The organism is Streptomyces sp. NPDC046203, assembly GCF_040646255.1.
GTDB lineage: Bacteria > Actinomycetota > Actinomycetes > Streptomycetales > Streptomycetaceae > Streptomyces.
On the sequence record NZ_JBEYZX010000011.1, the window covers coordinates 1 to 26,385 of the forward strand.

The window sequence follows — 26,385 nt, forward strand, 5'->3', positions numbered from 1 at the left end:
CCCGCCGCCGCGCGACCGGCCGGCCCGCCCGGCACCGGGCGCCCGCCTACGGAGAGCCGGCGAACTGGTCCGCCGCCCGCCCCGCCGGCCGCCGGTCCCTGCCCCGCGACGCCTACCGCTCCCAGGACTGGTAGCGACCCGGGACTGGCGGCGACGGGGTGGCCACGGGGCGAGGGCGGGGGCGACGACGGGGGCGACGACCGGGTCCGGTCCGCCCCGCGGGGCCGATCGGACGTCCTCTGTCGGTGCCGGGTCGTACGGTGGTGACATGCGGCCCGTTTCCAAGATCGAACGCTCGGTGGCGCCCTTCGAGGTCGTCAGCCCCTTCCAGCCCAGCGGCGACCAGCCCGCGGCCATCGCCGAACTCGACCGGCGCATCCGCGCGGGCGAGAAGGACGTCGTGCTGCTCGGCGCCACCGGCACCGGCAAGTCGGCGACCACCGCCTGGATGATCGAGAAGCTCCAGCGCCCCACCCTGGTCATGGCGCCGAACAAGACGCTGGCCGCCCAGCTGGCCAACGAGTTCCGCGAGCTCCTGCCGAACAACGCGGTCGAGTACTTCGTCTCGTACTACGACTACTACCAGCCCGAGGCGTACGTCCCGCAGTCGGACACGTACATCGAGAAGGACTCCTCCATCAACGAGGAGGTCGAACGGCTGCGCCACTCCGCGACCAACTCGCTGCTGACCCGCCGCGACGTCGTCGTGGTCGCCTCCGTCTCCTGCATCTACGGTCTCGGCACGCCGCAGGAGTACGTGGACCGCATGGTCCCCCTCAAGGTGGGCGAGGAGATCGACCGCGACCAGCTGCTCCGCCGCTTCGTCGACATCCAGTACACCCGCAACGACCTGGCGTTCACCCGGGGCACCTTCCGGGTCCGCGGCGACACCATCGAGATCTTCCCGGTCTACGAGGAGCTGGCCGTCCGCATCGAGATGTTCGGCGACGAGATCGAGGCGCTGTCCACCCTCCACCCGCTCACCGGCGAGATCATCAGCGACGACCAGCAGCTGTACGTCTTCCCCGCCAGCCACTACGTCGCGGGCCCCGAGCGCATGGAACGGGCCGTGAACGACATCGAGGGCGAGCTGGAGCAGCGTCTCAAAGAGCTGGAGAAGCAGGGCAAGCTCCTGGAGGCCCAGCGGCTGCGGATGCGGACCACCTACGACATCGAGATGATGCGGCAGATCGGCTCCTGCTCCGGCATCGAGAACTACTCGATGCACTTCGACGGCCGGCTGCCCGGCTCCCCGCCCAACACCCTCCTCGACTACTTCCCCGAGGACTTCCTGCTCGTCATCGACGAGTCGCACGTCACCGTGCCGCAGATCGGCGCCATGTACGAGGGCGACGCCTCCCGCAAGCGCACCCTCGTCGACCACGGCTTCCGGCTCCCCTCCGCGCTCGACAACCGCCCGCTGAAGTGGGAGGAGTTCCAGGAGCGGATCGGCCAGACCGTCTATCTCTCCGCCACCCCCGGCACCTACGAGATGTCCCGCTCGGACGGCTTCGTCGAGCAGATCATCCGCCCGACCGGCCTCGTCGACCCCGAGGTGGTCGTCAAGCCCACCGAGGGCCAGATCGACGACCTGGTGCACGAGATCCGGCTGCGCACCGAGCGCGACGAGCGGGTCCTGGTCACCACCCTCACCAAGAAGATGGCCGAGGACCTCACCGACTACTTCCTCGAACTGGGCATCCGGGTCCGCTATCTGCACAGCGACGTCGACACCCTGCGCCGGATCGAGCTGCTGCGCGAGCTGCGCTCGGGCGAGTACGACGTCCTGGTCGGCATCAACCTGCTCCGCGAGGGCCTCGACCTGCCCGAGGTGTCCCTGGTCGCCATCCTCGACGCCGACAAGCAGGGCTTCCTGCGCTCGGGCACCTCGCTCATCCAGACCATCGGCCGTGCCGCCCGTAACGTCTCCGGCCAGGTCCACATGTACGCCGACACCATCACCCCGGCGATGGACCAGGCCATCGACGAGACCAACCGGCGCCGCGAGAAGCAGATCGCGTACAACAAGGCCAACGGCATCGACCCGCAGCCGCTGCGCAAGAAGATCAACGACATCGTCGCCACCATCGCGCGCGAGGAGATCGACACCGAGCAGCTGCTCGGCACGGGCTACCGCAAGGGCGGCAAGGACGGCAAGGGAGCGAAGTCCCCGGTGCCGTCGCTCGCCGCGCACACGCACCCGCCCAAGGCCGCGGGCAAGGGCGCCAAGAAGGGATCGGCCGTCGACCTGGGCGACCGTCCGGCGACCGAACTGGCCGGGATCATCGAGGAGATGACGGAGCGGATGAAGGCGGCCGCCGCCGAGCTGCAGTTCGAGGTCGCCGCCCGGCTGCGCGACGAGGTCTCCGAGCTGAAGAAGGAACTCCGCCAGATGAAGGAGGCCGGACTGGCCTGAACCCCCGCCCCGGCGGGGCTCGCACGCCGCCCGGAACCGGCCCCGGTGTGTTGCAAGAACGACACGAAACGGGCCCGGTCCGGGCCGGTCGTCGGTGCGGCTGCGTAGGGTTGTCGCTGATCACACCGATGAGAGGGGCAGCGCGTGACGGTCAACATGACCAAGGGGCAGGCCATCAGCCTGGAGAAGCGGGACGGGGGCAGCCTGACGTCCGTACGGATGGGACTGGGCTGGAAGGCGGCGCCCCGCCGCGGCCTCTTCGGCTCGCGTACACGGGAGATCGACCTGGACGCCTCGGCCGTCCTCTTCGCCGACAAGCAGCCGGTCGACGTGGTGTTCTTCCGCCACCTGGTGAGCGACGACGGCTCCGTCCGCCACACCGGCGACAACCTGGTCGGCGGCGCCGGCCAGGGCGGCGACGACGAGTCGATCCTGGTGGACCTCCAGCGGGTCCCGGTCCACATCGACTCGATCGTCTTCACGGTGAACTCCTTCACCGGTCAGACCTTCCAGGAGGTGCAGAACGCGTTCTGCCGCATCGTGGACGAGACCAACGGCCAGGAGCTGGCCCGCTACACCCTCGACGGCGGCGGCCCGTACACCGCCCAGATCATGGCCAAGGTCCACCGGGCCGGTGCCGGCTGGCAGATGACGGCCATCGGCAACCCGGCCAACGGCCGTACCTTCCAGGACCTGATGCCGGCGATCTTCCCGGTCCTGTAGGACCGCCGACGCCGCACGGCGCCACCCACCCACACCTGCATAGAGGAGAGACGCGCGCGATGACCGCCGAGCTGGTCCGGGGGCAGAACCACCCCCTGTCCCACACCCGCCTGGAGATCCGGGTCTCGGCCGGTCATCCGGTCCTCGCCGCCGCCACCCTCGGCGACGAGCGGGGGCGGATAGCGGGCCCCGAGGCCGTCGCCCACCCGGGCGCGGCCGCGCTGCCCGGGATCGAGGTGTCCCGGCAGGCGGCCACGGTCCACCGGCTCGCGGTCGACCTGGCGGTGGTACGGGACTCGGTCCACCGCGTCGGCGTACTGCTCGCTCTGCCTGGCAACGGGAGCGGCCCGGCCCGTTTCGGGGCCACGGCCGCTCCCGTCGTCGGTGTCACCGGCCCCGACGGCACCCTCCTCGTCAGCTACACGATCGGCGGTCTCGACCGCGAGTCCGCGCTGATCGCCCTGGAGCTGTACCGCCGCCAGGGCGCCTGGAAGATCCGGGCCGTCGGCCAGGGGTACGAGGGCGGGCTCGCCGCGCTCCTCGCCGACCAGGGGCTCCCCGGCGCCGACGGATTCGCCGGTACGGTCCTGGTGGCCGCCGCCCGGGAGGCGGCCCGCGCGGTCGCCGCCCCGCCGCCCAGGACCCCCGGAACCCCCGGGCCTGACCGGACCCGCCACGCCGCGCCCGCCCCCGCGCCCGATTCCACTCCCGCCCCCGCGCCTGCCCCCACTCCTGCGCCCGGCCCGGCGCCCGCTCCCGCACCGGCCGGCTCCACGAGCGGTATCGACTACACCCACCCGCGCCGCCGCCCGGCCGCCACGCCCCCGCCGCCCCCTGCCCAGGCCCCGACCCCGGCGCCCGCTCCCGCGTTCGCCCAGGGGGCCCAGGGGGCCCAGGGGGCCCAGGAGGCCCCGGACCCGGCCTCCGCCGCCCCCGCCGGGCCCCCGCCGCCCGTCGCCGGCGACGCCGCCGGCTGGTCGATGGACGAGCGGCTCTACAACCAGGTGTGGGGCATGTTCGAGGACCTGGCCCGTACCGTCGCCGCGTGCCGCAGCGCCCGCGCGTTCGCCGACTCCCGGCTGGACCAGGAGCTGGACCGGCTGCTCGCCGAACCGAGGAACCGTAGCGGCGCCACCGGGGACGCCGCCCGGGCCGGCGCCCGGGCGAAGCGCGACGTCCTGGTGGCCCGCGCCCAGGAGGCGCTGGACCGCGACCTCGTCCAGCTCATCGCGGAGTCCGAGGTGGTCGAGCCCGCGCTGCCGCCCGCGTACGCCCGCTGGGACAGCCCGGTCTGGCAGACGTACCGGGTGCCCGAGGAGCTGCCGATGGCCGTCCGGCTCGGCGATCTGCACCTGCCCGAGGAACCCGGTCTGCGGGTGCCCTTCCTGGCCCGGCTGCCGCTCGCCCGCGGTCTGTGGGTGGACAGCGGGCGCGGCCACGGCGAGGCGGCGGTGTTCCTGGACGCGGCCGAACGGCGCCGGCTCGCGCTCGACTCCGCCGTCGCGCACACCGTACGGCTGCTCGCGGCGCACCCGGCGGGAGGACTGCGGGTACGGGTGATCGATCCGGCCGGGGCGGGCGCCGCCGCGTTCGCGCCGCTCGTGGAGGCGGGGGTGCTGGAGGCGCCGCCGGCGGCCGGGGCGGCCGGGGTCTCGGCGACGCTGGCCCAGCTCACCGAGCGGGTGGACCTGCTCCAGATGGCGCAGCGGGCGGACGCGGCGGAGGATCTGCCGCCGGGGCTGGACACCTCGGCGCAGTTGCTCGTGGTGCACGACTTCCCGCACGGCTTCGACGACCGGGCCCTCACCCGGTTGCGCTATCTCGCCGACGAGGGTCCGGCGGTCGGGACCCAGCTGCTGATGGTCGCGGACCGGGAGGACGCGTCGGCGTACGGGCCGGTGCTCGACCCGCTGTGGCGTTCACTGACCCGGCTCACCCCGGTCGCCGACGACCACCTCGCCGACCCGTGGGTGGGGCATGCCTGGACGTACGAGCCCCCGGCCCTCCCGGCGAGCGGCACGGTCCTTCGGCGGGTGCTCGCGCAGGTGGCGGACGCCCAGCGGCGGGAACGCCCCTGACCTGCACTTTTGAGATTGCTTTACCCATCTCTTTACCTTCTCTTGGCCTTTCGGGTACTCTCTTTCCTGCGGAGGGGAGTACTCCCTGCATGCGGTGATCCCGTCAATACGGACAGGTCCGACACCTGGTCCCGGGACGCCGGCCCGGTCGTCCCGGGTGGAAGAGACCTCCGGCAACGAGCAGGCTCCTGGTGAGCCGTACGACGCCGGAGGCGCAATGGACGTATCCGTGACCCTGTGGGTCCTGACCATCCTGGGGCTGGCCGCCCTGATCTCGGTCGACTTCCTCATCGGGCGCAAGCCCCACGACGTGTCGGTGAAGGAAGCCGGTATCTGGACAGTCGTCTGGATCGTCCTCGCCGCGCTGTTCGGGCTCGGACTGCTGTTCTTCGGCAGCAGCCAGTCCGCCGGGGAGTTCTTCGCCGGTTACATCACCGAGAAGTCGCTCAGCGTCGACAACCTCTTCGTCTTCGTCCTGATCATGGCGAAGTTCGCGGTGCCCTCCCACCTCCAGCAGCGGGTGCTGCTCGTGGGCGTGCTGATCGCCCTGGTGCTCCGCGCGATCTTCATCGCCGCGGGCGCCGCGATCATCGCCAGCTTCTCGTGGGTCTTCTACCTCTTCGGCGCGTTCCTGATCTTCACCGCCTGGAAGCTCATCCAGGAGGCCCGGTCCGGGGGCGAGGACGAGGACGAATTCGAGGAGAACCGCCTCCTCAAGTCCATCGAGAAGCGATTCGGCGTCGCCGACCGCTACCACGGCACCAAGCTGGTCATCCAGAGCCACGGCAAGCGCGTGCTGACCCCGCTGATGGTGGTCATGCTCGCGATCGGCACCACCGACATCCTGTTCGCCCTCGACTCCATCCCGGCGATCTTCGGCCTCACCCAGGACCCGTACATCGTCTTCACCGCCAACGCCTTCGCCCTCATGGGTCTGCGGCAGCTGTACTTCCTGATCGGCGGACTGCTGAAGAAGCTGGTCCACCTCAGCTACGGCCTGTCGGTGATCCTCGGCTTCATCGGCGTGAAGCTGGTGCTGCACGCCCTGCACGAGTCCGGGGTGCACGTACCGGAGATCTCCATCCCGGTCTCGCTGGCGGTCATCTGCGGTGTTCTCGCCGTCACCACCGTCACCAGCCTGATCGCCGCGAAGCGGCAGGCGCGCCGGGAGGCCGTCGAGGCCGCCCTGGCGGCCCGCGCGGCCGACGGGACGGACGCCGGGGTCTGACCGGTCTGACCCGGAAGACACGGACTCAGGGCCGGTGCGGACGATCCGCACCGGCCCTCCGTACGCCCTGCGCGCCTGCGCGTCTACGCGCGCGTACGTCCCCTGATCCGCCGGACGGCCCCTACGCCGGCTCCGGCTCCGGCTTCGCGCCGGCGGTCACCGCCCGCCCCGGCAGGGTCTCCGGCAGCAGCGCGAAACAGCCGAAGCTCACCAGGGCCACCACCGTCAGATAGGCGGCCACCCCCCACGGCGGCCCCGAGCGCCCCTCCGAGACGGCCGTCGCCACGATCGGGGTGAGCGCACCGCCGAGCACCCCTGCGAGGTTGTAGCCGACGGCCGCGCCGGTGCACCGCACCCTCGGCTCGTACAGCTCGGGCAGATACGCGGCGACCACCGAGAAGACCGTGATGAAGGCGAGGGACGCGCCGAGGAAGCCGAGGAACATCAGCCACGGGCGCGCGGTGGCCAGCAGCGCCACCATCGGGAACATCCACAGCGCCGAGGCCGCGCAGCCCGTCAGGCACATCGTCCGGCGTCCGAAACGGTCGCCGAACATGGCCACGAACGGCGTCAGCGCCCCCTTGACCGCCACGGCGCCCATCACGCACGTCAGCATCACCGTGCTCGACACCCCGAGCTGCCGGGTGCCGTAGGACAGGGCCCAGGTGGACACCGCGTAGAACACGGCGTAGCCGACGGAGAGCCCGCCGGCGGTGAGCAGCAGGATCCGCCAGTGGTCCCGGAACACCTCCAGGACCGGGGCGTCGGCCTGCTGTCCCCGGGCGCTCATCGCCTCGAACTGCGGGGACTCCGCGAGCGAGGCGCGCAGCGCGAGCCCGGCCGTGGCGAGCAGTCCGGCCGCCCAGAACGGCACCCGCCAGCCCCAGGAACGGAACTCCGCGTCGCCGAGGCCGGCGGTCAGCGCCAGCATCACCCCGTTCGCGAGCAGGAAGCCGACCGAGGGCCCCATCTGCGGGAAGCTCGACCACAGGGCCCGGCGGCGCTCGGGGGCGTGCTCGGCGGTCAGCAGGACCGCCCCGCCCCATTCCCCGCCGAGGCCGAGTCCTTGGAGGAAGCGCAGGACGAGCAGCAGGACGGGTGCGGCGATGCCGATCGAGGCGTACGTGGGGACGAAGCCGACCGCGACCGTGGCACAGCCGGTCAGCAGCAGCGAGGCGAACATGACCGGGCGGCGGCCGTGGCGGTCGCCGATGTGCCCGAAGACGGCGGAGCCGATCGGCCGGGACAGGAAGCCGACGGCGAAGGTGCCGAAGGCGGCGAGGGTCCCCGCGAGGGGCGAGAAGGTCGGGAAGAACAGCGGGCCGAGCACGAGCGCGGCGGCCGTTCCGTAGACGTAGAAGTCGAAGAACTCGATGGCCGTGCCGACGAGCGAGGCCGCGGCGAGCCGCCCCATCGAAGGGGAGCGGCGTGGCGACGGAGCGTGACTGTGGTGCATGTCGCGCCAACTACCCCGGGGCCGTACGGGTTACGGGGGGCGTGCGGAGGCATCCCCGGTGCGACCGGCCGCGCTCGCCGGTCGTACCGGGTCCCTCAGGGGGTCACCAGCCGCGCTCGTGCCACTCCGCGAGATGCGGGCGCTCGTCGCCGAGCGTGGTGTCGCCACCGTGTCCCGGGTAGATCCAGGTCTCGTCCGGCAGTACGTCGAAGAGCTTGGTCTCGACGTCGCGGATCAGGCTCGCGAACGCCTCCGGATCCTTCCACGTGTTGCCGACTCCGCCGGGGAACAGACAGTCGCCCGTGAACACGTGCGGGTGACCGTGCGGGTCGTCGTAGACCAGCGCGATCGAGCCGGGGGTGTGCCCGACGAGGTGGCGGGCGGTGAGCCGGACCCGGCCCACGGCGACGGTGTCGCCGTCCTCCACGAGGACGTCGGTGCGGACCGGGATGCCCTCCGCGTCGTACGCGCCCGCGTAGGTCCGGGCGCCGGTGGCCTCGGCCACCTCGGCCAGGGCCTGCCAGTGGTCGCCGTGCCGGTGGGTGGTGACGACGGCGGCGATGCCGTCGTCACCGATCAGCGTGAGCAGGGTGCCGGCGTCGGCGGCGGCGTCGATCAGCAGCTGCTCGCCGGTGGCCCGGCAGCGCAGCAGATACGCGTTGTTGTTCATCGCGCCGACCGCGACCTTCGAGATCATCAGGTCGGTCAGTTCGTGCACGTCCGCAGGTCCGCCGACCTTCACCGCTCCGCTGTACGTCATGGCCTCAGCCTAGTGCGGCGGGCGGTCGGCCGGGAGGCGAAGGTCCTGCGGAGACCTGCGGAGACCTGCGGGGCTCTGCGGGTCCTACAGGTCCTACGGGTCCTACAGGGGCGGGAGCTCCGGGAGCCCGGGCCCCGCGAGGACGGCGAGGTGGGCGCCCTTGTCGCCGCGTCCGGCCAGCCAGCCGAGGAGCTCGGCGCCGGTGCCGCCGAGGACGACCGGCTCGCCCTCGGTGCCGCCGGTGCGCCAGGAGGGGCCGTTCTCGTCGTGCCCGAGCCGCAGCGTCACGGGCGGGACGTCCGCACGGCCGCTCCAGCGGTCCGCGAGGAAGTCGATCTCGCGGGTGGTGAAGTCCTCCGGCAGGTCCTCCAGCTCGTAGCCGCAGCCGAGGTCGACATGGTGCAGGGCCACCTCGACCCAGCGGCGGAACGGGACCCGGGAGGCGCTGTCGGTGACGCCGTTGCGCAGCTCGACGGTGCGGCTCCAGTCGGCGGGCTCGGCGGCCACGGCCGCGAGCCGGTCGGCGGAGGCGCGCAGGTCGGCGAGCTGCTCGTCGAGCGGCCGGCCGGCGTCCCGCGCGATGTCGGCGTCGCGGGTGGCGGCGTCCGGGTACATCGGCAGGCCCCGGAGAACGTTGGCGAGGGCGTCGGCGTTACGGGAGAGGTGGGCCAGCAGATGGCCGCGGGTCCACCCCGGAAGCCGTGACGGCTCGGCGAGCGCCGCGTTGTCCCAGGAGGAGACCGCGTCGACGAGCCGGTCGGTCGCCTCGCGTACGAGGGCAAGGTCACGCACATGGTCGATCATGGCGCCGACCCTAGGCGGTGCCGGGTTTTCCGACCAGGCCCTTTCCCGTACCGGACGGGGGAGTGCGGCCACTCCTTCGGGTGAACCGGGCGGTGAACCGCCGGAAATCGAATGTACGTGCTATAAGCTCGGTGGAAGCATCCGGCATCCTTGGTTGTTGGGTGTTCAGGACCATCCGCTCTCTGAAGAAAGGTGCGGAACGGCGTGACCGACCGTCTCATCGTCCGTGGCGCTCGCGAGCACAACCTCAAGAACGTCTCGCTCGACCTGCCCCGTGACTCGCTCATCGTCTTCACCGGGCTCTCCGGGTCGGGCAAGTCGTCCCTCGCGTTCGACACGATCTTCGCCGAGGGGCAGCGCCGGTACGTCGAGTCGCTGTCCTCCTACGCCCGCCAGTTCCTGGGCCAGATGGACAAGCCGGACGTCGACTTCATCGAAGGTCTGTCGCCCGCCGTCTCCATCGACCAGAAGTCGACCTCGCGCAACCCGCGCTCGACGGTCGGCACCATCACCGAGGTCTACGACTACCTCCGGCTCCTCTTCGCCCGTATCGGCAAGCCGCACTGTCCCGAGTGCCGCCGGCCGATCTCCCGCCAGTCGCCGCAGGCCATCGTCGACAAGGTCCTGGAGCTGCCCGAGGGCAGCCGCTTCCAGGTGCTGTCGCCGCTGGTGCGCGAGCGCAAGGGCGAGTTCGTCGACCTCTTCGCCGACCTCCAGACCAAGGGCTACAGCCGCGCCCGGGTCGACGGGACGACGATCCAGCTCAGCGAGCCGCCGACGCTGAAGAAGCAGGAGAAGCACACCATCGAGGTGGTCGTCGACCGCCTCACCGTGAAGGACTCCGCCAAGCGCCGGCTGACCGACTCCGTCGAGACCGCGCTCGGCCTGTCCGGCGGCATGGTCGTGCTCGACTTCGTCGACCTCGCAGAGGACGACCCCGAGCGCGAGCGGATGTACTCGGAGCACCTCTACTGCCCGTACGACGACCTGTCCTTCGAGGAGCTGGAGCCGCGCTCCTTCTCCTTCAACTCGCCCTTCGGCGCCTGCCCCGACTGCACCGGCATCGGCACCCGCATGGAGGTCGACCCCGAGCTGGTCGTGCCCGACGAGGAGAAGTCCCTCGAAGAGGGCGCCATCCACCCCTGGTCGCACGGCCACACCAAGGAGTACTTCGGCCGGATGATCGACGGGCTCGCCCAGGCCCTCGGCTTCCGCACCGACATCCCGTACGCGGGCCTGCCCCAGCGGGCGAAGAAGGCCCTGATGCACGGCCACAAGACCCAGGTAGAGGTCCGCTACCGCAACCGGTACGGGCGCGAGCGCGCCTGGACCAGCCCCGCCTTCGAGGGTGCCGTCTCCTTCGTGAAGCGCCGGCACAGCGAGGCCGAGAGCGACTCCAGCCGTGAGCGCTTCGAGGGCTACATGCGCGAGGTGCCCTGCCCCACCTGCCGGGGCACCCGGCTGAAGCCGATCGTGCTCGCGGTCACCGTGATGGAGAAGTCCATCGCCGAGGTCTCCGCGATGTCGATCAGCGACTGCGCCGACTTCCTCGGCCGCCTCACCCTGAACGCCCGCGACAAGAAGATCGCCGAGCGGGTCCTCAAGGAGGTCAACGAGCGGCTGCGCTTCCTCGTCGACGTCGGCCTCGACTACCTCTCGCTCAACCGGGCCGCCGGCACCCTCTCCGGCGGCGAGGCCCAGCGCATCCGGCTCGCCACCCAGATCGGCTCCGGTCTGGTCGGTGTGCTGTACGTACTGGACGAGCCGTCCATCGGCCTGCACCAGCGCGACAACCACCGGCTGATCGAGACCCTGGTCCGGCTGCGCGACATGGGCAACACCCTCATCGTGGTCGAGCACGACGAGGACACCATCAAGGTCGCCGACTGGATCGTGGACATCGGCCCCGGCGCCGGCGAGCACGGCGGCAAGGTCGTCCACTCCGGACCGCTGAAGGAACTGCTCGCCAACAAGCAGTCGATGACGGGGCAGTACCTGTCCGGCCGCAAGGCGATCGGCACCCCCGACCTGCGCCGCCCGCTCGACCCCGAGCGCATGCTCACCGTGCACGGCGCCCGCGAGAACAACCTGCGGGACATCGACGTGTCCTTCCCGCTGGGCGTCCTCACCGCCGTCACCGGTGTCTCCGGCTCCGGCAAGTCGACCCTGGTCAACGACATCCTGTACACCCACCTGGCGCGCGAGCTGAACGGCGCCAAGTCCGTCCCCGGCCGCCATACGCGTGTGGCCGGCGACGACCTCGTCGACAAGGTCGTCCACGTCGACCAGTCGCCCATCGGCCGCACCCCGCGCTCGAACCCGGCGACGTACACCGGCGTCTTCGACCATGTCCGCCGGCTCTTCGCGGAGACGATGGAGGCCAAGGTCCGCGGCTATCTGCCCGGCCGGTTCTCCTTCAACGTCAAGGGCGGCCGCTGCGAGAACTGCTCCGGCGACGGCACCATCAAGATCGAGATGAACTTCCTCCCGGACGTCTACGTCCCGTGCGAGGTCTGCCACGGCGCCCGGTACAACCGGGAGACCCTGGAGGTCCACTACAAGGGCAAGTCCATCTCCGAGGTCCTGGACATGCCGATCGAGGAGGCCCTCGGCTTCTTCGAGGCCGTCCCGACGATCGCCCGCCATCTGCGCACCCTGAACGAGGTCGGCCTCGGCTACGTCCGTCTCGGCCAGTCCGCGCCGACCCTCTCGGGCGGCGAGGCACAGCGCGTCAAGCTCGCCTCCGAGCTGCAGAAGCGCTCCACGGGCCGCACGGTCTACGTCCTGGACGAGCCCACCACCGGCCTCCACTTCGAGGACATCTCGAAGCTGATCAAGGTCCTGTCGGGCCTGGTCGACAAGGGCAACTCGGTGATCGTCATCGAGCACAACCTGGACGTCATCAAGACCGCGGACTGGGTCATCGACATGGGCCCCGAGGGCGGCAACGGCGGCGGCCTGGTCGTCGCGGAGGGCACCCCCGAGGAGATCGCCTCGATCCCGGCCAGCCACACCGGCAAGTTCCTCCGCGACATCCTCGGCGCGGACCGCGTCACGGACGCCTCCCCGACCCGCACCACCAAGAAGGCGGCGGCGAAGAAGACGGCGCCCAAGAAGGCGGCGACGGCGGCGAAGAAGACCGCGGCGACGGCGAAGAAGACGGCCACGAAGAAGACCACGGCCAAGAAGGCGACGACCCCCCGCTCCCGCAAGAGCTGACCGGTCGAACCTCCGAGGGCGCCCCGCCGCACGGCGGGGCGCCCTCGTCATGCCCTCTCCCCACTCCCACCCACTTCCCCACCTCACGGCGGGAAGCGCACCCACCCACCCCCTCCTCACCCAAGCGGGAGGGGTGCGGGGTGGTGCGCAGACGACGGATGGGAGCGGGGGCCGGGAAGGGGGTCGTGTTCGAAACGTAAAGCGTGATTTGTGGCGCGGAAAAAGAACGCTTTACGCGCAAGCGAGGCTCCCGCGCCGTAAATCATGCAGTGCAGAACGCGACCCCCGGACCGGCCCACGCGCACCCACCACAACCCACGCGCACCACCACGCAACCCCGAACGCGCCCCCCCCTACAGCTCACCCCCGTACGGCGGCTCCGCCCCCGCCCGCGTGCACGTCACCGCCGCCGCCCGCGCCGCGTACGCCAGCAGCTCCCGCCACGCCTCCACCCCCCACGCCCCCAGCGCCTCCGGCGCGCCCCGCACCTCGCGCCCCACCAGCCCGTGCAACAACGCCGCGTTCACCGTGTCGCCCGCCCCGATCGTGTCCACGACCCGCACCCGCACCGCCGGCACCGACACCTCGTACTCCCGGGTGAACACGGTCAGCCCCGCCGCGCCCCGGGTCAGGACGACCGCGCCCGGGCCCCGCTCCAGCCATGACCGGGGGGTGCCGCCCAGCCAGTCCGCGTCCTCCTCGGACAGCTTCAGGACGGAGACGTGCGGCAGCCAGTTCGCGAAGCGGGTGCGGTAGGCGACGGGGTCGGGCAGCAGCCCGGGCCGGATGTTGGGGTCGAGCAGGGTGAACAGGCCGTCCCGCGCCGAGCGCCGCAGGAGCGCCTCGTACGCGGTGGCGCCCGGTTCGAGGGCCAGGGAGAGGGTGCCGAAGGCGACCGCCCGGACGTCCTCGGGCAGCGGGCCGGGCAGGGCGAACAGCCGGTCGGCGGTGCCTTCCACGTAGAAGCCGTAGCGGGCGGAGCCGTCGGGGCCCACGGAGGCGACGGCCAGGGTCGTCGGTTCGGGGCCGCGCTGGACGAGCTCCGTGCCGACTCCGGCGGACCGGAGCCCGGCCACCAGCGCGTCCCCGAACGCGTCCGTCGACACACGGGAGCAGAACGCGGCCTCGGCGCCGAGCCGCCCGAGGGCGACGGCCGTGTTGTAGGGCCCGCCGCCGGGCCGCGGCAGCAGCGGGGCCAGGGGGCCGGGCGGCCCGTCGGGAACCAGGTCGATCAGGGACTCACCGGCGACGACGATCACGTACCGGAAGGTAACCCATGAGGTGTCGCGGCGGACAGGAGTCCGTGCGGCCCCGGGGGAGGGTGTCGTCCGGCCCGCCGGTATCGTCGATGGGGTCCCCTCTGGATCCCTTGGGTCCCCTTATGCCCCATGGGTCCGTTCTCTCACGACCGCCCGTGGAGTCCTCATGTCCGGCCAGTCCACCCGCCGTACCGTCCTCAAAGGCGCCGCCCTCGCCGGAGCCGCCGGACTGGGCGTAGCCGCCTGCTCCACCGACTCCAACCTCGGCCACGCGCAGAACCCCGTGCCGACCGCTCCGGTGGACCTCGGCGCGCCCGCGGACGTCCCGGTGGGCGGTGCCAAGCTCTACCGTGAGCAGCGGCTCCTCGTGCACTGCCCGGCCGAGGGCCAGTACAAGGCGTTCAGCGCCCAGTGCACCCACGCCGGCTGTGTCCTGGACAAGATCGAGAACAACGAGGGCAACTGCCCCTGCCACCACAGCCGCTTCGACGTGGCCACCGGCAAGGCGATCCAGGGTCCGGCGACCGTGCCGCTGCCCGAGGTCCCGGTGCGGGTCGAGAACGGCAAGCTGATCGCCGGCCCCAAGGCCTGATCCCCGCTCCCGGGTCCGGGGCGCGCGCCCCGGACCTCCCGGGGTTCCCGGAAGGGCATCCGCCCGTCCCCGGTCCGCTCGTCCCCGGCCCGTCTGCCCCCGGTCCGCCCGTCCCCGCCGGTCCCCCCGATGGAGGCGCCCGGACTGTCGGTGCCCGCCAGTAGGGTGGGAGCCATGGCCGACCCGTCCAGCTACCGCCCCCAGCCGGGACAGATCCCCGACTCCCCGGGCGTCTACAAATTCCGCGACGAGCACCGCCGGGTGATCTACGTCGGGAAGGCGAAATCGCTGCGCCAGCGCCTGGCCAACTACTTCCAGCCGCTGGCGAGCCTCCACCCGCGCACCGCGACGATGGTGACCACGGCCGCCTCCGTGGAGTGGACCGTCGTGTCGACCGAGGTCGAGGCGCTCCAGCTGGAGTACTCCTGGATCAAGGAGTTCGACCCCCGGTTCAACGTCAAGTACCGGGACGACAAGAGCTACCCCTACCTCGCGGTCACGCTGAACGAGGAGTTCCCGCGGGTCCAGGTGATGCGCGGGCACAAGAAGAAGGGCGTGCGCTACTTCGGTCCGTACGCGCACGCGTGGGCCATCCGCGAGACCGTCGACCTGATGCTGCGGGTCTTCCCCGTCCGTACCTGCTCCGCGGGCGTCTTCCGCAACGCCGCCTCGGCCGGCCGTCCCTGTCTGCTCGGCTACATCGGCAAGTGCTCGGCGCCCTGTGTGGGCCGGGTCACCCCCGAGGAGCACCGCGAACTGGCCGGGGAGTTCTGCGACTTCATGGCCGGCCGCACCGGTACGTACATCCGCCGCCTGGAGAAGCGGATGACGCTGGCGGCCGAGGACATGGAGTACGAACGGGCGGCCCGGCTGCGCGACGACATAGGCGCGCTGCGCAAGGCCATGGAGAAGAACGCCGTGGTGCTCGCCGACGCCACGGACGCCGACCTGATCGCGCTCGCCGAGGACGAGCTGGAGGCCGCCGTCCAGATCTTCCACGTACGCGGCGGACGCGTGCGCGGCCAGCGCGGCTGGGTCACCGACAAGGTCGAGGCCGTCGACGCCGCCGGCCTGGTCGAGCACGCCCTCCAGCAGCTGTACGGCGAGGAGAGCGGCGACGCGGTCCCCAAGGAGGTCCTGGTCCCCGCCCTGCCCGAGGACCCCGACGCGGTCGCGCAGTGGCTGGCCGGCCGCCGAGGCTCCCAGGTGTCCCTGCGGATCCCGCAGCGCGGCGACAAGAAGGACCTGATGGAGACGGTCGCGCGCAACGCCCAGCAGGCGCTCGTGCTGCACAAGACCAAGCGGGCCAGCGATCTGACCACCCGCTCCCGGGCCCTGGAGGAGATCGCCGACGCGCTCGGCCTGGACTCGGCGCCGCTGCGCATCGAGTGCTTCGACATCTCGCACCTCCAGGGCGAGGACGTGGTGGCCTCCATGGTCGTCTTCGAGGACGGGCTGCCCCGCAAGAGCGAGTTCCGCCGCTTCCAGATCAAGGGCTTCGAGGGTCAGGACGACGTCCGCTCGATGCACGAGGTGATCGGCCGCCGCTTCCGGCGCTATCTCGCCGAGAAGGAGAAGACGGGCGAGTGGGTCGACGGTGAGGTCGGCGGGGTCGGTGAGGCGGGTGAGCCCGCCGAGCCCGGCGCCGTGCCCGCCGGAGCCCCGGCCCAGGACGCCACCGCCCCCGAGAACACCCCCGAGAACGCCTCCGAGGCCGGCGCCCCGGACCCCTTCGCCGCCCCGGAGGACGACGGACGCCCCAAGCGCTTCGCGTACCCCCCGCAGCTCGTCGTGGTCGACGGCGGCCAGCCGCAGGTCGCCGCCGCCCAGCGGGCCCTGGACGAGCTGGGCATCGACGACGTCGCCGTCTGCGGCCTGGCCAAGCGCCTGGAGGAGGTCTGGCTGCCCGGCGACGACGACCCGGTGGTGCTGCCCCGCTCCAGCGAGGGCCTGTACCTTCTCCAGCGGGTCCGTGACGCGGCCCACGACTTCGCCATCCGTTACCAGCGGTCCAAGCGGAGCAAGCGCGTCCGCAGCAGCCCCCTGGACGCGATCCCCGGCCTCGGCGAAACGCGCAAACAGGCGCTCATCAAGCATTTCGGCTCGGTCAAACGTCTCCGACAGGCGACAATCGAGCAGATCTGCGAGGTCCCCGGCATGGGCCGCAAGACGGCGGAGGCCGTGGCGGTGGCCCTCGCGCAGGCGGCTCCGGCCGCGCCCGCCGTGAACACGGCCACAGGAGAGATCATGGAAGACGACGGGGGCACCACCGCATGACCGAGCACGACCAGCACCAGGACGAGCACCGCAGCGACCACCGGACCGGCCAGCGAAACGCCCGGCAGGAGAACGACGAGCCGAAGGGCGGCGAGCAGATGGCCGAGCACGTGGGCGAGCGTGTGTACGAGGACGGAGCGCCGGACATGGACCCGGACACGGCGGAGCCCGCCGACACCAACGGCGACACCAACGGCGACGCGCCCATCCCCGAGCTGGTGATCATCTCCGGGATGTCCGGGGCCGGCCGGTCCACCGCCGCGAAGTGCCTGGAGGACCTCGGCTGGTTCGTCGTCGACAACCTGCCGCCCGCCCTGATCCCCACCATGGTGGAGCTGGGCGCCCGCTCGCAGGGCAACGTGGCCCGGATCGCGGTCGTCGTCGACGTGCGCGGCCGGCAGTTCTTCGACAACCTCAAGGACTCCCTCGCCGACCTCGACGCCAAGCAGGTCACCCGGCGGATCGTCTTCCTGGAGTCCTCCGACGACGCCCTGGTCCGCCGCTTCGAGTCGGTCCGCCGCCCGCACCCCCTCCAGGGCGACGGCCGGATCGTCGACGGCATCGCCGCCGAGCGCGACCTGCTGCGCGAGCTGCGCGGCGACGCCGACCTGGTGATCGACACCTCCAGCCTCAACGTCCACGAACTGCGCGCCAAGATGGACGCCCAGTTCGCCGGCGACGAGGAGCCCGAGCTGCGGGCCACCGTGATGTCCTTCGGCTTCAAGTACGGCCTGCCCGTCGACGCCGACCTCGTGGTCGACATGCGCTTCCTGCCCAACCCGCACTGGGTCCCCGAGCTGCGCCCGTTCAGCGGCCTGAACGAGGAGGTCGCCGCCTACGTCTACAGCCAGCCCGGCGCCAAGGAGTTCCTGGACCGCTACACCGAGCTGCTCCAGCTGATCGCCGCCGGCTACCGCCGCGAGGGCAAGCGGTACGTGACCATCGCCGTCGGCTGTACGGGCGGCAAGCACCGTTCCGTGGCCACCGCCGAGAAGCTGGCCGCGCGGCTGGCCTCCGAGGGCGTGGAGACCGTGATCGTCCACCGTGACATGGGGCGCGAGTGAAGCCGTACCGACGGCGTGCGTCCACCCTGTCGGTGCGGCGCACGCTCCGCAGACGGGGCGCGCAGCCCAAGGTCGTCGCGCTCGGCGGCGGCATGGGCCTGTCGGCCTCGCTCGCCGCGCTGCGCCGGATCACCGGCGATCTGACCGCCGTGGTCACCGTCGCCGACGACGGGGGCTCCAGCGGCCGGCTCCGCGAGGAACTGGACGTGCTGCCCCCGGGCGATCTGCGCAAAGCGCTCGCCGCGCTGTGCGGGGACGACGACTGGGGCCAGACCTGGGCCCGGGTCATCCAGCACCGCTTCCAGTCCAAGGGCGAGATGCACGGCCACGCCGTCGGCAATCTGCTGATCGTCGCCCTCTGGGAGCAGCTGGGCGGCGACCCGGTGCAGGCCCTGGACCTGGTCGGCAAGCTGCTCGGCGCGCACGGCCGGGTGCTGCCCATGTCCGCCGTACCGCTGGAGCTCCAGGCCCTGGTCAAGGGGCACGACCCGGCCCGTCCGGACGACGTGGACACGGTACGGGGCCAGGCCACCGTGGCGCTCACCCCCGGCGAGGTGCAGTCCGTGCACCTGGTGCCGAACGACCCGCCGGCCGTCCCGGAGGCGGTCGCGGCCGTCCTGGACGCCGACTGGGTGGTGCTCGGCCCGGGCTCCTGGTTCTCCTCGGTCATCCCGCATCTGCTGGTGCCCGAACTGCTCGACGCCCTGGTGGAGACCAAGGCCCGCCGGGTGCTCTCCTTGAACCTCGCGCCGCAGCCCGGAGAAACCGAGGGCTTCTCCCCGCAGCGTCATTTGGAGGTTTTGGCACGACACGCCCCTAAACTCGCCCTGGACGTGGTGCTGGCCGACGAGGCCGCCGTGCCCGACGCGTCGGCAAGAGAACCCCTCGCCGAAGCCGCCAAGCGGCTCGGCGCCGCGGTCGAGCTGGCGCCGGTGGCCCGGCCCGACGGCACTCCGAAGCACGACCCGGAGCTGTTGGCCGCCGCGTACGACCGTATTTTTCGGATGCATGGAAGGATCGGCCCATGGCGATGACGGCAGCGGTGAAGGACGAGATCTCCCGGCTCCCCGTCACCCGGACCTGCTGCAGGAAGGCCGAGGTCTCGTCGATCCTGCGGTTCGCGGGCGGGCTGCACCTGGTGAGCGGCCGGATCGTGATCGAGGCGGAGCTGGACACCGCGATGGCGGCGCGCCGGCTCAAGCGGGACATCCTGGAGATCTTCGGGCACAGCTCCGAGCTGATCGTGATGGCGCCCGGCGGGCTGCGCCGGGGCTCGCGCTTCGTCGTGCGCGTGGTCGCGGGCGGCGACCAGCTGGCCCGCCAGACCGGTCTGGTCGACGGCCGGGGCCGGCCCATCCGGGGCCTGCCCCCGCAGGTCGTCTCCGGGGCCACCTGTGACGCCGAGGCGGCCTGGCGCGGCGCCTTCCTGGCGCACGGCTCGCTGACCGAGCCGGGCCGCTCCTCCTCCCTGGAGGTCACCTGCCCCGGCCCGGAGGCCGCGCTCGCGCTGGTCGGCGCCGCCCGGCGGCTCTCCATCGCCGCGAAGGCCCGCGAGGTCCGCGGGGTGGACCGGGTCGTGGTCCGCGACGGCGACGCGATCGGCGCCCTGCTGACCCGGCTCGGCGCGCACGAGTCGGTGCTGGCCTGGGAGGAGCGGCGGATGCGGCGCGAGGTCCGCGCCACCGCCAACCGGCTGGCCAACTTCGACGACGCCAACCTGCGCCGCTCGGCCCGCGCGGCGGTCGCCGCCGGTGCCCGGGTGGCCCGCGCGCTGGAGATCCTCGGCGAGGAGGTGCCCGAGCACCTCGCGGCCGCCGGCCGGCTGCGCATGGAGCACAAGCAGGCCTCCCTGGAGGAGCTGGGCGCGCTCGCCGACCCGCCGCTCACCAAGGACGCGGTGGCCGGCCGGATCCGGCGGCTGCTCGCGATGGCCGACAAGCGGGCCCAGGACCTGGGCATCCCGGGGACCGAGTCCAATCTGACGGAGGAACTGGACGACAGCCTCGTCGGCTGACGCCCCCGCTCCTCACCCGCTCCACCCTTCTCCAGCCTTCTCCTCCCTTCTGCCGGTGCCTCCCCGAGGCACCGGCAGAAGTCGTTTCCGCGCCGGCGGAAGTCGTTTCCGCGCCGGTGGAAGCCGTTTACGGGCCAGGGTCGGGTACTTCGGTCGGGTGCCCGGGTCGCGGGGAAAGGGCCGTCACGGGCCCGTGGTCCGTACCGGACACGCCGATAGGCCGAATCTGCGGCATGGATGGCGCGATTCATTCGAAGAGATGGTTTCAACGGCCGTGCAGCGGTCACCACCCGTGACATCGCCCACCCCGGCTTCGGCCGCGAGCGCGTCCCGAATGCGGCGGAACGGGAGGCTCTGCTCGGAATGACCGTCATTTCGCTCCGACGCCATTCCGGGTGCTCAGTCGAGCACTCATTTTCGTCACGCTGTGTAGTCGAAATCGGGGCATCGGGAGGGTCGATACCCATGGGGAAACAAGGTCTGTAGGCGTTTTACCGGCACATTTCGGGCAGGGGGAGGCGCACTCGATGTCACGCGCGGCCACCATTAGAGGTAGGGTCGTAAGCGGTCGGGGACATCCCAAAATTGAAGCTCGCCGGGCGTCGAAACCCGGCGTACCACGAGGAGATCGGTTCGTGACGATCCGCGTAGGCATCAACGGCTTTGGCCGTATCGGTCGCAACTACTTCCGGGCGCTCCTTGAGCAGGGTGCCGACATCGAGGTCGTGGCCGTTAACGACCTGGGCGACACCGCGACCACGGCCCACCTGCTGAAGTACGACACCATCCTGGGCCGCCTCAAGGCCGAGGTGACCCACACCGAGGACACCATCACCGTCGACGGACACACCGTCAAGGTGCTGTCCGAGCGCGACCCCGCGCAGATTCCGTGGGGTGAGCTGGGCGTCGACATCGTCGTCGAGTCCACCGGCATCTTCACCAAGCGCGCCGACGCCGCCAAGCACCTGGCCGGCGGCGCGAAGAAGGTCCTCATCTCGGCTCCGGCCAAGGACGAGGACATCACCATCGTCATGGGCGTCAACCAGGACGCGTACGACGCGGCGAACCACCACGTCATCTCCAACGCGTCCTGCACCACCAACTGCGTGGCGCCGATGGCCAAGGTCCTCGACGAGAACTTCGGCATCGTCCGCGGTCTGATGACCACGGTCCACGCGTACACCAACGACCAGCGGATCCTCGACTTCCCGCACCGCGACCTGCGCCGCGCCCGCGCCGCCGCGGAGAACATCATCCCGACCACGACCGGTGCCGCCAAGGCCACCGCCCTGGTCCTCCCGCAGCTCAAGGGCAAGCTCGACGGCATGGCCATCCGCGTGCCGGTCCCCACCGGTTCGGTCACCGACCTGGTCGTGGAGCTGTCCCGCGAGGTCACCAAGGACGAGGTCAACGCCGCGTTCAAGAAGGCCGCGGAGGGCGACCTCAAGGGTCTGCTCTTCTACACCGAGGACCCGATCGTCTCCTCGGACATCGTGGGCGACCCGGCCTCCTGCACCTTCGACTCGTCGCTGACGATGGTGCAGGCCGACAACTCGGTCAAGGTCCTCGGCTGGTACGACAACGAGTGGGGCTACTCCAACCGTCTCGTCGACCTCACCGTCTTCGTCGGTGGTCAGCTCTAGAATTCAGGGCGGGCTTCGGCGTGAAGCAGGGCTCGGGCAGTGCGATGGTGCGCTGCGCGGGCCCTGCGTCGTGTGCTCCACCACGTGCAACAGGGAGTCAGAGAAACACATGAAGACGATCGACGAGCTGCTCGCCCAGGGCGTCTCCGGCAAGCGGGTGTTCGTCCGCGCCGACCTCAACGTGCCCCTCGACGGCACGACCATCATCGACGACGGACGCATCCGCGCCGTCGTCCCGACCGTCAAGGCGCTGGCCGAGGCCGGTGCCCGGGTCGTGGTGGCCTCGCACCTCGGCCGCCCGAAGGGCGCGCCCGACCCGGCGTTCTCGCTCGCCCCGGCCGCCGAGCGGCTGGGCGAACTGCTCGGCGCCGACGTGGCGTTCGCGACCGACACGGTCGGCGACTCCGCCAAGGCCACCGTGGCGGCCCTCGCCGACGGGCAGGTCGCCGTCGTCGAGAACCTCCGCTTCAACGCCGGCGAGACCTCCAAGGACGACGCCGAGCGCGGCGCGTTCGCCGACCAGCTGGCGGGCCTCGCGGACGTGTACGTGGGCGACGGCTTCGGCGCCGTGCACCGCAAGCACGCCTCGGTCTTCGACCTCCCGGCCCGGCTGCCGCACTTCGCCGGCTACCTCATCGCCACCGAGGTCGGCGTCCTGAAGAAGCTCACCGAGGACGTACGGCGGCCGTACGTGGTCGCCCTCGGCGGCTCCAAGGTCTCCGACAAGATCGGCGTCATCGACAACCTGCTCGACAAGGCCGACCGCATCCTCATCGGCGGCGGCATGCTCTTCACCTTCCTGGCCGCCAAGGGGCACGAGGTCGGCACCTCGCTGCTCCAGGAGGACCAGAAGGAGAAGTGCCTGGAGTACCTGGCGGAGGCGGAGCGGCGCGGGGTGGAGTTCGTGCTCCCGCTCGACGTCCTGGTCTCGGCGGAGTTCCCGGACCTGAAGGCGAAGGCCGCGACCCACCCGGAGACCGTCGCCGCGGACGCCATGCCCGCCGGCAAGCTGGGCCTGGACATCGGTCCGAAGACCCGCGAGCTGTACGCCGCCAAGCTCGCCGACGCGGGCACCGTGTTCTGGAACGGCCCGATGGGCGTCTTCGAGCACCCCGACTACGCCGAGGGCACCCGCGCCCTCGCCCAGGCGCTGCTCGACGCGCCCGGTTTCACCGTGGTCGGCGGTGGCGACTCGGCCGCCGCCGTCCGCACCCTGGGCTTCGACGAGAATGCCTTCGGCCACATTTCGACCGGCGGCGGCGCCTCCCTCGAATACCTCGAGGGCAAGACGCTTCCCGGCCTCGCCGCACTGGAGGACTGATCCACCGATGAGCACCCGTACCCCGCTGATGGCGGGCAACTGGAAGATGAACCTCAACCACCTGGAGGCCATCGCCCACGTCCAGAAGCTCGCCTTCGCCCTGACCGACAAGGACTTCGACGCCGTCGAGGTCGCGGTTCTCGTGCCCTTCACCGACCTGCGCTCCGTGCAGACTCTGGTGGACGGCGACAAGCTGAAGATCAAGTACGGCGCCCAGGACCTCTCGGCGCACGACTCCGGCGCGTACACCGGCGAGATCTCCGGCCCGATGCTGGCGAAGCTGAAGTGCGCGTACGTGGCCGTCGGCCACTCGGAGCGCCGTCAGTACCACGCCGAGACCGACGAGGTCTGCAACACCAAGGTGAAGGCCGCCTTCCGGAACGGTCTGACCCCGATCCTGTGCGTCGGCGAGGAGCTGCCCGTCCGTACGGCCGGCGACGCCGTCCCGCACACCCTGGCCCAGGTCGAGGGCGGTCTGAAGGACATCCCGGCCGAGCAGGCCGAGTCCGTCGTGATCGCCTACGAGCCGGTCTGGGCGATCGGCACCGGCGAGGTCTGCGGCGCCGACGACGCCCAGGAGGTCTGCGGGGCGATCCGCGGCAAGCTCGCCGAGCTGTACTCCCAGGAGCTGGCCGACAAGGTCCGCATCCAGTACGGCGGCTCCGTCAAGAGCGGCAACGTCGCCGAGATCATGGCGAAGCCCGACATCGACGGCGCGCTGGTCGGCGGTGCCGCGCTGGACGCCGAGGACTTCGTCAAGATCATCCGGTTCCGCGACCAGTGATCCCCGGCGGATCCGCCGGTGCCGCCGGGATCCGGCGCGACCAGTGACGATCCGCGTCTGACGATGTAGAGCCGTGACGGCGATCCGTCGTACCCTTGCGGGGGCCGGGCAGGTACCTGCCCGGCCCTTGTCCTTACAAGTCCGAGGAAGTTGGTCCAGCCGTGGTTATGGGGTTTTCGATCGCCCTGATCGTCTTCAGTGCGCTGCTGATGCTGCTCGTGCTGATGCACAAGGGCAAGGGCGGCGGCCTCTCCGACATGTTCGGTGGCGGCATGCAGTCCTCCGTCGGCGGCTCCTCGGTCGCCGAGCGCAACCTGGACCGGATCACCGTGGTGATCGGCCTGCTGTGGTTCGCGTGCATTGTCGTACTTGGCCTGCTGGTGAAGATGGACGGGTAACTCCAACCACTGGACGCGCGTTGGGCCTTACGTAGACTGGGGCATCTTCGAGCACCATCACGCAGGGAGTTACGACCGTGGCAAGTGGCAACGCGATCCGGGGAAGCCGGGTCGGAGCGGGGCCGATGGGGGAGGCCGAGCGGGGCGAGTCGGCTCCGCGTCTCCGGATCTCCTTCTGGTGCTCGAACGGGCACGAGACCCAGCCCAGCTTCGCCAGTGACGCACAGGTCCCGGAGACCTGGGACTGCCCGCGCTGTGGCTTTCCGGCAGGTCAGGACAGGGACAACCCGCCGGACCCGCCGCGCACGGAGCCGTACAAGACGCACCTCGCGTATGTACGGGAGCGGCGCAGCGACGCGGACGGGGAGGCGATCCTCGCCGAGGCGCTCGCCAAGCTCCGCGGCGAGATCTGAGGGACGGAAGGACAGCCGCGCGGCGACGCGCGGTACGACGAAGACGACGGACGGGCCTCGCCCGCGAACACGGTTCGCGGCGGGGCCCGTTCGCCGTGTCCGGGGCCGTACGCGCAGGGCCCCGCACGGGCCGGCCGCGCCGGTCGTGCACGCGGGGACCGGCCGGGCCGCCGCCCGGGGCACGCGCCGGACGGGTTCGGGGCCCACGATCAACTAAGTTGTCAGGGCGGGGCATACAACCGGCAAGACGAAGAAATGGGCGATGTCCGAGATGACGAACGCAGGCACCAGGCTGAACCAGCTGCCCGAGTGGGCGGCCCTCGGCAAGCACCGTGAGCAGCTGGGCGACACCCATCTGCGCGAGCTGTTCGCCACCGACCCCGGCCGCGGCACGGGGTACGCGCTGCGCGTCGGCGACCTGTATCTCGACTACTCCAAGCACCTCGTGACCGATCAGACCCTGGAGCTGCTGCGCGACCTGGCCGCCGCCACCGGCGTCGCGGAGCTGCGCGACGCGATGTTCCGCGGCGAGAAGATCAACACCACCGAGGACCGCGCCGTCCTGCACACCGCGCTGCGCGCCCCGCGCGGGGCGGTCGTCGAGGTCGACGGGGTGAATGTCGTCCCCGAGGTGCACGCCGTCCTCGACAAGATGGCGGGCTTCGCGGACCGGGTCCGCGCGGGCGAGTGGACCGGCCACACCGGCCGGCCGATCAAGAACATCGTCAACATCGGCATCGGCGGCTCCGACCTCGGCCCCGCCATGGCCTTCGAGGCGCTGCGCTCCTTCACCCGCCGCGACCTGGTGGTCCGCTTCGTCTCCAACGTCGACGGCGCCGACCTGCACGAGGCCGTCCGCGACCTCGACGCCGCCGAGACCCTCTTCATCGTCGCCTCGAAGACCTTCACCACCATCGAGACGATCACCAACGCCACCTCCGCCCGCGAGTGGCTCCTCGGCGAGCTCGGGGCCGGCCAGGAGGCCGTCGCCCGTCACTTCGTCGCCCTGTCGACCAATGCCGGGAAGGTCCGCGACTTCGGCATCGACACCACGAACATGTTCGAGTTCTGGGACTGGGTCGGCGGCCGCTACTCGTACGATTCCGCCATCGGCCTGTCCCTGATGATCGCCATCGGCCCGGACCGGTTCCGCGAGATGCTCGACGGCTTCCACCTGGTCGACGAGCACTTCCGCACCGCCCCACCCGAGGAAAACGCGCCGCTGCTGCTCGGCCTCCTCGGCATCTGGTACGGCGCCTTCTTCGACGCCCAGTCGCACGCGGTCCTGCCGTACTCGCACTACCTGTCGAAGTTCACCGCGTACCTCCAGCAGCTCGACATGGAGTCCAACGGCAAGTCCGTCGACCGCGACGGCCGGCCCGTCGACTGGCAGACCGGCCCGGTCGTCTGGGGCACCCCCGGCACCAACGGCCAGCACGCCTACTACCAGCTGATCCACCAGGGCACCAAGGTCATCCCGGCCGACTTCATCGGCTTCGCCCGGCCCGTCGCCGACCTGCCGGCCGGCCTCGCCGCACAGCACGACCTGCTCATGGCCAACTTCTTCGCCCAGACCCAGGCGCTGGGCTTCGGCAAGACGCCCGAGGAGGTACGGGCCGAGGGCGTGGCCGAGGAGCTCGTCCCGCACAAGACCTTCCGGGGCAACCACCCCACCACCACCATCCTGGCCGACGCCCTCACCCCGTCCGTCCTCGGCCAGCTCATCGCCCTCTACGAGCACAAGGTCTTCGTCCAGGGCGCCGTCTGGAACATCGACTCCTTCGACCAGTGGGGCGTCGAACTCGGCAAGGTCCTCGCCAAGCGGATCGAGCCGGTCCTCACCCGCGGCGAGGGCGGCGCGGACCTGGACCCGTCCACCGCCGGACTCGTCGCCGCCTACCGCTCGCTGCGCGGCCGGAGCTGACCCGGTGACGGC

20 protein-coding genes are annotated in these 26,385 nt (G+C 71.3%); 16 read left to right on the forward strand and 4 right to left on the reverse strand.

Features of this window, described 5'->3' with window-relative positions; all coding sequences use genetic code 11:
- The first annotated feature begins 268 nt into the window (after nucleotides 1-268).
- The 4 genes from uvrB (at nucleotide 269) to ABZ990_RS11900 (ending at nucleotide 6,445) form a co-directional block, all read left to right on the forward strand.
- Entirely contained in the window at nucleotides 269-2,416 is a 2,148-nt protein-coding gene (gene uvrB, locus ABZ990_RS11885; protein ID WP_361229177.1) for an excinuclease ABC subunit UvrB, read from the forward strand.
- A 144-nt stretch (nucleotides 2,417-2,560) separates the two neighbouring features.
- A complete protein-coding gene (locus tag ABZ990_RS11890; protein WP_361229180.1) occupies nucleotides 2,561-3,139 on the forward strand; it encodes a TerD family protein in 579 nt (192 codons plus the stop codon).
- Nucleotides 3,140-3,198: 59 nt separating this feature from the next.
- Nucleotides 3,199-5,217, forward strand: a complete 2,019-nt coding sequence (locus ABZ990_RS11895; protein ID WP_361229182.1) for a TerD family protein — start codon at nucleotides 3,199-3,201, stop codon at nucleotides 5,215-5,217.
- A 217-nt stretch (nucleotides 5,218-5,434) separates the two neighbouring features.
- Nucleotides 5,435-6,445 (forward strand): TerC/Alx family metal homeostasis membrane protein, encoded by a 1,011-nt coding sequence (locus ABZ990_RS11900; protein ID WP_361229185.1) that lies wholly within the window; start codon nucleotides 5,435-5,437, stop codon nucleotides 6,443-6,445.
- Between the two features lie 121 nt (nucleotides 6,446-6,566).
- Here ABZ990_RS11900 and ABZ990_RS11905 read toward each other — a convergent pair whose 3' ends face one another.
- From ABZ990_RS11905 to ABZ990_RS11915, 3 genes are all read right to left on the reverse strand, one after another.
- A complete protein-coding gene (locus ABZ990_RS11905; RefSeq protein WP_361229188.1) occupies nucleotides 6,567-7,859 on the reverse strand; it encodes an MFS transporter in 1,293 nt (430 codons plus the stop codon).
- 145 nt (nucleotides 7,860-8,004) lie between these two features.
- Nucleotides 8,005-8,661 carry an MBL fold metallo-hydrolase gene (locus ABZ990_RS11910; protein ID WP_361229191.1) on the reverse strand — a complete coding sequence of 219 codons (657 nt, stop codon included), beginning with the start codon at nucleotides 8,659-8,661 and terminating at the stop codon, nucleotides 8,005-8,007.
- A 102-nt stretch (nucleotides 8,662-8,763) separates the two neighbouring features.
- Nucleotides 8,764-9,465 carry a maleylpyruvate isomerase family mycothiol-dependent enzyme gene (locus ABZ990_RS11915; RefSeq protein ID WP_361229194.1) on the reverse strand — a complete coding sequence of 234 codons (702 nt, stop codon included), beginning with the start codon at nucleotides 9,463-9,465 and terminating at the stop codon, nucleotides 8,764-8,766.
- 204 nt (nucleotides 9,466-9,669) lie between these two features.
- Here ABZ990_RS11915 and uvrA point away from each other — a divergent pair, with 204 nt between their 5' ends.
- Nucleotides 9,670-12,684, forward strand: a complete 3,015-nt coding sequence (gene uvrA / locus ABZ990_RS11920; RefSeq protein WP_361229197.1) for an excinuclease ABC subunit UvrA — start codon at nucleotides 9,670-9,672, stop codon at nucleotides 12,682-12,684.
- A 353-nt stretch (nucleotides 12,685-13,037) separates the two neighbouring features.
- Here the strand turns inward: uvrA and ABZ990_RS11925 are convergent, their stop codons facing one another.
- Entirely contained in the window at nucleotides 13,038-13,943 is a 906-nt protein-coding gene (locus ABZ990_RS11925) for a carbohydrate kinase (RefSeq protein ID WP_361229200.1), read from the reverse strand.
- A 166-nt stretch (nucleotides 13,944-14,109) separates the two neighbouring features.
- Between ABZ990_RS11925 and ABZ990_RS11930 the strand changes: the two genes are divergently transcribed.
- The 11 genes from ABZ990_RS11930 to pgi all read left to right on the forward strand — a co-directional run bounded on the left by ABZ990_RS11930 (nucleotide 14,110) and on the right by pgi (nucleotide 26,373).
- Nucleotides 14,110-14,535 carry a Rieske (2Fe-2S) protein gene (locus ABZ990_RS11930; protein ID WP_361229203.1) on the forward strand — a complete coding sequence of 142 codons (426 nt, stop codon included), beginning with the start codon at nucleotides 14,110-14,112 and terminating at the stop codon, nucleotides 14,533-14,535.
- Nucleotides 14,536-14,709: 174 nt separating this feature from the next.
- Entirely contained in the window at nucleotides 14,710-16,812 is a 2,103-nt protein-coding gene (uvrC, locus tag ABZ990_RS11935; RefSeq protein ID WP_361229206.1) for an excinuclease ABC subunit UvrC, read from the forward strand.
- 146 nt (nucleotides 16,813-16,958) lie between these two features.
- Nucleotides 16,959-17,876 (forward strand): RNase adapter RapZ, encoded by a 918-nt coding sequence (rapZ, locus tag ABZ990_RS11940; protein ID WP_361229533.1) that lies wholly within the window; start codon nucleotides 16,959-16,961, stop codon nucleotides 17,874-17,876.
- Nucleotides 17,873-18,910, forward strand: a complete 1,038-nt coding sequence (gene yvcK, locus ABZ990_RS11945; RefSeq protein ID WP_361229209.1) for a uridine diphosphate-N-acetylglucosamine-binding protein YvcK — start codon at nucleotides 17,873-17,875, stop codon at nucleotides 18,908-18,910. Before rapZ ends, yvcK begins: the two co-directional genes overlap by 4 nt.
- A complete protein-coding gene (whiA, locus tag ABZ990_RS11950) occupies nucleotides 18,901-19,890 on the forward strand; it encodes a DNA-binding protein WhiA (RefSeq protein ID WP_359884392.1) in 990 nt (329 codons plus the stop codon). Before yvcK ends, whiA begins: the two co-directional genes overlap by 10 nt.
- 635 nt (nucleotides 19,891-20,525) lie before the next feature.
- Entirely contained in the window at nucleotides 20,526-21,533 is a 1,008-nt protein-coding gene (gene gap, locus ABZ990_RS11955; RefSeq protein WP_361229213.1) for a type I glyceraldehyde-3-phosphate dehydrogenase, read from the forward strand.
- Nucleotides 21,534-21,642: 109 nt separating this feature from the next.
- Nucleotides 21,643-22,854, forward strand: coding sequence for a phosphoglycerate kinase (locus ABZ990_RS11960; RefSeq protein WP_361229216.1), 1,212 nt, complete (start codon nucleotides 21,643-21,645; stop codon nucleotides 22,852-22,854).
- Nucleotides 22,855-22,861: 7 nt separating this feature from the next.
- Entirely contained in the window at nucleotides 22,862-23,638 is a 777-nt protein-coding gene (gene tpiA, locus ABZ990_RS11965) for a triose-phosphate isomerase (protein WP_361229219.1), read from the forward strand.
- A gap of 167 nt (nucleotides 23,639-23,805) precedes the next feature.
- On the forward strand, nucleotides 23,806-24,036 hold the full coding sequence (gene secG, locus ABZ990_RS11970; protein WP_361229222.1) for a preprotein translocase subunit SecG: 231 nt from the start codon (nucleotides 23,806-23,808) through the stop codon (nucleotides 24,034-24,036).
- A 77-nt stretch (nucleotides 24,037-24,113) separates the two neighbouring features.
- Nucleotides 24,114-24,449, forward strand: a complete 336-nt coding sequence (locus tag ABZ990_RS11975) for an RNA polymerase-binding protein RbpA (RefSeq protein ID WP_003976875.1) — start codon at nucleotides 24,114-24,116, stop codon at nucleotides 24,447-24,449.
- Nucleotides 24,450-24,711: 262 nt separating this feature from the next.
- Complete coding sequence (gene pgi, locus ABZ990_RS11980; RefSeq protein WP_361229225.1) at nucleotides 24,712-26,373, forward strand: glucose-6-phosphate isomerase; 1,662 nt, start codon at nucleotides 24,712-24,714, stop codon at nucleotides 26,371-26,373.
- The last annotated feature ends 12 nt before the right edge of the window (nucleotides 26,374-26,385 follow it).

Coding starts and splice junctions, on each gene's coding strand:
- rapZ (WP_361229533.1), top strand. CDS start 16,959: ATGGACCCGGACACGGCGGAGCCCGCCGACACCAACGGCGACACCAAC.
- uvrC (WP_361229206.1), top strand. CDS start 14,710: ATGGCCGACCCGTCCAGCTACCGCCCCCAGCCGGGACAGATCCCCGAC.
- secG (WP_361229222.1), top strand. CDS start 23,806: ATGGGGTTTTCGATCGCCCTGATCGTCTTCAGTGCGCTGCTGATGCTG.
- ABZ990_RS11905 (WP_361229188.1), bottom strand. CDS start 7,859: ATGGGGCGGCTCGCCGCGGCCTCGCTCGTCGGCACGGCCATCGAGTTC.
- ABZ990_RS11960 (WP_361229216.1), top strand. CDS start 21,643: ATGAAGACGATCGACGAGCTGCTCGCCCAGGGCGTCTCCGGCAAGCGG.
- ABZ990_RS11915 (WP_361229194.1), bottom strand. CDS start 9,465: ATGATCGACCATGTGCGTGACCTTGCCCTCGTACGCGAGGCGACCGAC.
- ABZ990_RS11895 (WP_361229182.1), top strand. CDS start 3,199: ATGACCGCCGAGCTGGTCCGGGGGCAGAACCACCCCCTGTCCCACACC.
- ABZ990_RS11910 (WP_361229191.1), bottom strand. CDS start 8,661: ATGACGTACAGCGGAGCGGTGAAGGTCGGCGGACCTGCGGACGTGCAC.
- whiA (WP_359884392.1), top strand. CDS start 18,901: ATGGCGATGACGGCAGCGGTGAAGGACGAGATCTCCCGGCTCCCCGTC.
- pgi (WP_361229225.1), top strand. CDS start 24,712: ATGTCCGAGATGACGAACGCAGGCACCAGGCTGAACCAGCTGCCCGAG.
- ABZ990_RS11900 (WP_361229185.1), top strand. CDS start 5,435: ATGGACGTATCCGTGACCCTGTGGGTCCTGACCATCCTGGGGCTGGCC.
- uvrB (WP_361229177.1), top strand. CDS start 269: ATGCGGCCCGTTTCCAAGATCGAACGCTCGGTGGCGCCCTTCGAGGTC.
- ABZ990_RS11930 (WP_361229203.1), top strand. CDS start 14,110: ATGTCCGGCCAGTCCACCCGCCGTACCGTCCTCAAAGGCGCCGCCCTC.
- tpiA (WP_361229219.1), top strand. CDS start 22,862: ATGAGCACCCGTACCCCGCTGATGGCGGGCAACTGGAAGATGAACCTC.